Annotated in this window: 4 protein-coding genes and 1 pseudogene; 2 read left to right on the forward strand and 3 right to left on the reverse strand. The window is 69.8% G+C overall.

The features are described 5' to 3' along the window. Positions 1-125 precede the first annotated feature (125 nt). On the reverse strand, positions 126-452 hold the full coding sequence (locus ABF401_RS20310) for a response regulator transcription factor (protein ID WP_353511411.1): 327 nt from the start codon (positions 450-452) through the stop codon (positions 126-128). Positions 453-564: 112 nt separating this feature from the next. On the opposite strand from ABF401_RS20310, the gene ABF401_RS20315 reads away from it, so the two are divergent. After that, positions 565-1,011: a hypothetical protein gene (locus tag ABF401_RS20315; protein WP_353511412.1), complete on the forward strand. Its 447-nt coding sequence runs from the start codon at positions 565-567 to the stop codon at positions 1,009-1,011. A gap of 87 nt (positions 1,012-1,098) precedes the next feature. Here ABF401_RS20315 and ABF401_RS20320 read toward each other — a convergent pair whose 3' ends face one another. Further along, positions 1,099-1,377 (reverse strand): hypothetical protein, encoded by a 279-nt coding sequence (locus ABF401_RS20320; RefSeq protein WP_353511413.1) that lies wholly within the window; start codon positions 1,375-1,377, stop codon positions 1,099-1,101. A 144-nt stretch (positions 1,378-1,521) separates the two neighbouring features. Here ABF401_RS20320 and ABF401_RS20325 point away from each other — a divergent pair, with 144 nt between their 5' ends. Beyond that, on the forward strand, positions 1,522-5,634 hold the full coding sequence (locus tag ABF401_RS20325) for an nSTAND1 domain-containing NTPase (protein ID WP_353511414.1): 4,113 nt from the start codon (positions 1,522-1,524) through the stop codon (positions 5,632-5,634). A gap of 112 nt (positions 5,635-5,746) precedes the next feature. On the opposite strand, the pseudogene ABF401_RS20330 reads toward ABF401_RS20325, so the two are convergent. Continuing rightward, positions 5,747-5,967 (reverse strand): annotated as a pseudogene (locus ABF401_RS20330) (hypothetical protein); the annotation flags it as partial.

Consider the following 5,967-nt stretch of genomic DNA (forward strand, 5'->3'; position numbering starts at 1 on the left):
GACGGCCAGACGGTCACGGTTGACCTCGACCCGGCCGGGGAGTCCCTCACGTTGGGGTGAGTGCCACCTCAGTGAGTGCCGAACGCGCGGTATGTCGCGCGTTCGGCACTCCTGTCGTATGCCGCTCAGCCCGCTCCCACACGCGCCTGGCCTCCCGTGCCGGTCGGCCACGGGATCTCGATCGCGGTGAGGTCCTCCATCGTGACCAGGCCGAGCTGCACCGCGTGCCAGCCGGCGCCCGAGCGGGACCTGGCTCCGAGCTTCTGGAGGATATGCGACACATGGGCCTCCACGGTGCGAGGCGAGATGCGCAGGGCCGCAGCGATGTCGCGGTTCCGCTCCCCGGACACCACCCGGCGGAGGACGTCCAGCTCGCGATCGGTGAGCTGGATCGCGCTACGAATGGGGTGGTCGGCCTCATTGACGATGCTGACGACTGGCGGGTCGTCCATGCGGACATGATCCTTTCCGTGGAGTCGTGACGTACGTGTTTTCACTGATGTGGTGCCGCCCCGGACGGCGGATGCTGGTGTTCCGCGATATTCGCAAGGGGAGGGAACACCGATGAAACACATTCGCATCGCAGCGATCGCGGCCGCCACGATGATCGGGCTCACGGCCGCGCCGGCCCATGCGGCGCTTCCGCCTGTCTCGACGTTCGTCGTGGTCACCTCGTTCGCCGGCGGGAGCCCGATCATCGAGGCCGACGGCGTGTGGACGGGTTGCACGGAGGTGCGCGACATATCCAACGTGGGGAACCAGGTCTCGCCCAGTCGGGTCGTCTTCTCCGGTGTCAAGGAAGTGGTCTGCCCGGACGGCAATGTGCTGATCCAGTACGCAGCAGAGCTGAACTTCCGCTCCGCCGAGAACTCGTTCGGCAAGACGTCCGGCACGTGGCAGCTCATCGATTCGGACAACCCGGGGATCAACGAAGGCGCCGGGACCGTTCGCGGCACGAGTCGCAACTGCGACGGGTGCATCGTTGACACGTTCTCCGGCCGGGTCGTCTGAACGGACCGACAACCCGGTCACTCGCTGAGCCCGTACCCACTGGGGAGCGGGCTCAGCGGCATACGGACTCATGTCGCTCGAATCGATTCACGCCGGGTGCAGGGCGGCGTGGCGACGGCGGGAGGCCACCGCCATCCCGGCTCCCGCGAGCGCAAGCCCGGCGAGGATGCCGGCGCCGAGCTGGGCCGGCTCGAGCGCGTTGTCGTCGACGGGCACCTCGTACGGCTTCGTGACCGTGGTGGTCTGCGAACGGCCGCCCGGGCCCGGCTCGACTTCGGCCAGCGCGGGGCTGGCCAGTGCGAGCCCGAGCGCCGCTGTGGCTCCAAGTGCGCAGAGGCTCCGGCGGAGCGTGGTGTGTGCGTTCATCGTGGTCATCTCCTTCTTGGCGGTGCTGGACGGGTTGTCCGCAACCAGGTGTCCCACGAGGCGGTAACGGGCCGTCGCCAGTCCGGTATCAGCCGGGTATCAGGCCCGTTGACCGCCCTGCGGGGCGCGAGGATATTCAGCGGTATGCGGGTGGGGGTACTCGGACCTATCGAGGTCGATGGGGGAACCGTCGGCCTGGGGCCACGCGATCGCGTGGTCTTGGGAGCTCTCGCCGTGCGGCCGGGTCAGAACGTCACGGCGGAGGCCATCGCGGAGGCACTGTGGGGTGATGACCTGCCGCCCTCGTGGACCAAGGTCGTGCAGGGCTGCATCTCGCGGCTGCGCAAGGTCCTCGGCCCGACGGCGATCGAGACGACCCCAGCCGGCTACCGGCTCCGCCTCCATCGCGACGAACTGGACAACGAGCTCCTTGAACACCACCTCAGCCGGGCGCGCGAGCTGCTGTCGGCCGGAGAGCCGGACCGGGCGCTCTACCTCGTCGAGCAGGCCCTCGCCCTCTGGCGCGGGGATCCCTTCGACGACCTCACCGAGTGGGAGCCGGGGCGTACTGCGGCGGAGCGACTGGTCGAGCTGCGTCGCGACGCTGAGGAACTGCGCGGGGAGGCGGCGCTTCAGGCCGGGCACAGCGATGACATCGTGCCGGACCTGCGTCGTCTGGTCGCCGAGCAACCGACGAGGGAACGGCGATGGGGACTGCTCGCCCTGGCGCAGTACCAGGCCGGGCGCCAGGCCGACGCCCTGCAGACGATCGGTCGAGCCCGTGCGGCGCTCGTCAACGACCTGGGGCTCGACCCTGGCCCAGAACTGGCCGCGCTCGAGCAGTCGATCCTGCGTCAGGACTCCACACTCGTCGCCCAGGCGGCATTCACGCCGGCGAGTGCCACCTGCCCCTACCTCGGTCTGCTGGCCTATGACATTGGAGATGCGGCTGCGTTCTTCGGGCGCGAGACCGACGTAGGGGCGGCGTTGCGCCGGCTGGACCAGGTCGGCGTGCTCGCCGTTGTCGGGCCGTCCGGGTCCGGCAAATCCTCGCTGGTCCGGGCCGGTGTCTCAGCCGCCCTCGAGCGGGACGGTCGCCGGGTGTCGATCTTGACCCCGGGCCAGCTGCCGTTGGCGGCGCTCGATGCCGCGCGGCCCCAGGCAGCCGACGTGCTTGTGGTCGACCAGTGCGAGGAGGTGCTGGCCCTGTCCGAGGAGTCCGAGCAGCGGGCGGACTTCTTCGAGCGTCTCGTCGCCCATGTCGCAAGGCCGGGAAGCCAGCTGATCATCTCGCTCCGCGCCGACCGGCTCGGAGACCTGTCCATCCACACGGACTTCGCCCGGCTCGTCGAGCCGGGCCTCTACCTGCTCGGCCCACTTCGGGAGCCCGACCTGCGCCGGGCCATTGAGGGACCGGCCGCGCAGGCCGGGTTGCGCATCGAGCCAGGCCTGGTGGATCTGCTCGTCCGTGAGGTCCTGGGTGAGTCCGGGGCGCTCCCACTGCTTTCGCACGTGCTGCGTCAGACGTGGAAGCGCCGGGAGGGCAACACGCTGACCGTCGCGGGTTACACGGCAACGGGCGGGATCCGCGGCGCGGTGTCGCAGTCGGCAGAGGGACTCTTCCGCGTGCTGAGCAGCGAGCAACAGGTCATGGTGCGCGACCTCATGGTTCGCCTCGTCTCCGCGGACGACAAGGGTTCGCCGATCCGCCAGCGGGTGCTGCGGAGGAACGTGTTGACCAGTGCAGAGCGTCAGGACGTCGCCGAGCGCCTCATCAGGGCACGCCTGCTCAGCAGCGACGGCGACAGCCTGGAAGTCGCCCATGAGTCACTCGCCGTCGCGTGGCCGCGGTTGCGCGGCTGGCTCGATGACGACGTCGACGGGCTCCGGATCATGCGCCATCTCGCTGTGGCCGCGACCACCTGGGACCAGCTCGGGCGCCCGGAGAGCGAGCTCTACCGGGGAGTGCGGCTGGCGCGAGCCGCGGAGTGGCGCAAACGGTCCAACCCAACTCTCACGCCCGTCGAGGACGAGTTCCTCACGGCGTCGACCGCCCTCGACGACCGGGAGAGGCGTGCCGCAGAAGAGCAGGCGCGAAAGGACCGCCGGTCCAACCAGCGCCTGCGCGGCGCCCTGGCCGCGACCGCCGCGTTGCTCGCCGTGGCCATCATCGCCGGGGTCGCGGCCTTCACCTCGGCGGACCGTGCGAGCAGCAACGCCTTGACATCGGACTCGCAGCGCCTGGGCGCTGAGGCCGCCCGCGTCGAGACCATGGACCTGTCGTTGCTCCTGGCCGCCGCGGGACAGCAGCTGGAGGACTCGGTGGAGACGCGCACGAACCTGCTCGACGCGATCAGCCGAGTACCCCTCCTCGTCCGGGCGACGGTTGCGCCGGCCTTCGGCATGGCTGTCCTGCCGGATGGACGCATCGCGCTCTCGCACCTGGGGCAGGGGGTGCGCGTTTATGACCCTGACACGCTGACGATCACAGCCCGCAGCGACGCGGCCCAGGGTGCCAACGTCGTGGCGAGCCCGAGCGGCGAGCTGCTCGCCGCGGCAGTCCAACCTGGCCACAGGACCGCCGCCACCCCGCCCGTCGTGCTGCTACGCCCGGACGGCAGCCATGCAGCGAGCCAGCTCGGTGGCCTGTCCGAGGCGGATACCGTCTTCCACGACCTCAGCTTCGACTCGACGGGTCGTTGGCTCGCGGTCGGCGTGCAACCGAAGGACGGTTCGGAGGGCACCGTGCTCGTCTGGGACGTCGAGCGTCCCTCTCAGCCTGTGGCCACGCTGACGACGGGTCAGTTCTCCTGGCCAGTTGTCTCCCGGGACGGACGGACCCTGTACTCACGCGACGACGCCGGCATCCTCGTCACCAGCCTGCCCGAGGGCACGACCCGTCGTGTCGTGACGGCAGAGGACCTGGGCGTGCGGGGGCTGAGCGGACAGCTGCTGCTCACGCCGGACTCGTCGACGCTTGTCGTCGGGGGCGGGGCCGAGGCCGTCGTCGTCGATACCGCGACTCTGAGGCCCACCGCGTATCTCTACGATGGACAAGCGTGGTCCGGCTATCTGTCGCTCTCGCACGACGGGAGACGGCTGGCCGTCGTCGGAGACCGGGTCATCGTGTGGGACCTCTCCGGCGCTACCCCTGAGATCGTCGCGAACGAGGGTCTGGCTGGCAACAACGTCGGGCTGAGCCCTGACGGGGAAACGCTCTACGTCACTTTTGACGAGAACCTCGTCGCCCTCGACCTGACCGGTGACCGCAGCTTCCTTCCCAGCAACGCCGGGGACCCGTTGGGTCCCGGTGACACGCCATTCGTCCGGTTGTCGCCCGACGGGACCAAGGTGGCCTATCACTGGGCCGGTCACCCCGCCGTGAACCAGGTCAGGGACCTCACCACGGGTCGCCTCGGACCCCGCATCGACCTCGGCCTCAACTCAGTGTCCAACACCGATGTCGTCTGGAGCCCCGATGGCCGCCTGCTCAACAGCACGACCGGTGCCCCGGAGGTGGGACTGTGGGATGCGACCACTGGCCGAGAGGTCGCCCGGACGTCCTTGGCGCCTGAGGCGGCGATGATCGCGGCATTCTCACCGGACGGCACGTCACTGCTCGTCGGCACGAACACAGGCATGGTCCACGTCCTCGCTGTGCCGAGCCTCGAGCGGGTCCGGGAGCCCATCCAGGTCGGGGTCGGCGCAGTCGGGGGGTTGGCGGTCAGCCCGAAGGGCCATGACGCGGTCGCCCAGGGCGAGCGGAGTCGGATGTTCGACTACGGGACCGGCGAGTTGGGGGCGGCGATTGGGACGACGGACGACGCGCTCAGCGTTGGGGAGTTCTCCCCTGACGGTGGTCGGATCTTCACGTTCGCGGACGGGCGGGTCCGATTGCTCGACGTCGAGACGATGACGTGGGTCAGTGGCCCGGTCACCCCCGAGGTCTACGAAGGGGGCGGCATGGCGTGGTCCCGTGACGGTGCCTTCATCGCAACGTCAGGGCAAGGCCGGGTCGCCGTGTGGGACGGTCACACGGGCGCGATCATCGGCGCAGTCGGGGCACCATCCGGGGACGTCGGGTTCACGGACGACGGCACGGTCGTTGTCGCCGGTGCCGACGGAACGGTGCGGACCTGGGATCCACGCCCGAGCGCGTGGGTGGCCGCCGCGTGCCAGATGGCCGGGCGGGACCTCACCGAGGCCGAGTGGCGGGACTACCTGCCGGATCGCGAGTACAGCCCCGTCTGCTCGTGAACGCCACCCTGCGCTCAACAAGCGTTCGCTGGGGGCCAGCTCAGCGGCATACGGAAATGTCGTATGCCGCTGAGCTGGGTCCGCGCGCCCCCGCGGACCCGCTGCGGCTGGGTCAATGACGGAACAGTTCTGCGTCCCAGCCGAACTCTAGGGCCGCGTCGACGTTGTCGGGCCGGTCGTCGGTGAACCACACGTCGCTGCGCGCCACCGGGTGACCGACGTCGACCTCGATGACTCTGTGGGCCGCCGCAAAGGCCCCGCGATCCGGCTTGGCGACGCCGAAGTCGGCGCTGTTGAGGATCCGGTCGAACAGCGGCGTCAGCCCGAGCAGCT

Source organism: Intrasporangium sp. (genome assembly GCF_040414665.1).
In the GTDB taxonomy this organism is placed as follows: domain Bacteria; phylum Actinomycetota; class Actinomycetes; order Actinomycetales; family Dermatophilaceae; genus Intrasporangium.

Excerpts from the sequence above, each read along its gene's own strand:
- ABF401_RS20315 (WP_353511412.1), top strand. The coding sequence starts at position 565 with ATGAAACACATTCGCATCGCAGCGATCGCGGCCGCCACGATGATCGGG.
- ABF401_RS20320 (WP_353511413.1), bottom strand. The coding sequence starts at position 1,377 with ATGAACGCACACACCACGCTCCGCCGGAGCCTCTGCGCACTTGGAGCC.
- ABF401_RS20310 (WP_353511411.1), bottom strand. The coding sequence starts at position 452 with ATGGACGACCCGCCAGTCGTCAGCATCGTCAATGAGGCCGACCACCCC.
- ABF401_RS20325 (WP_353511414.1), top strand. The coding sequence starts at position 1,522 with ATGCGGGTGGGGGTACTCGGACCTATCGAGGTCGATGGGGGAACCGTC.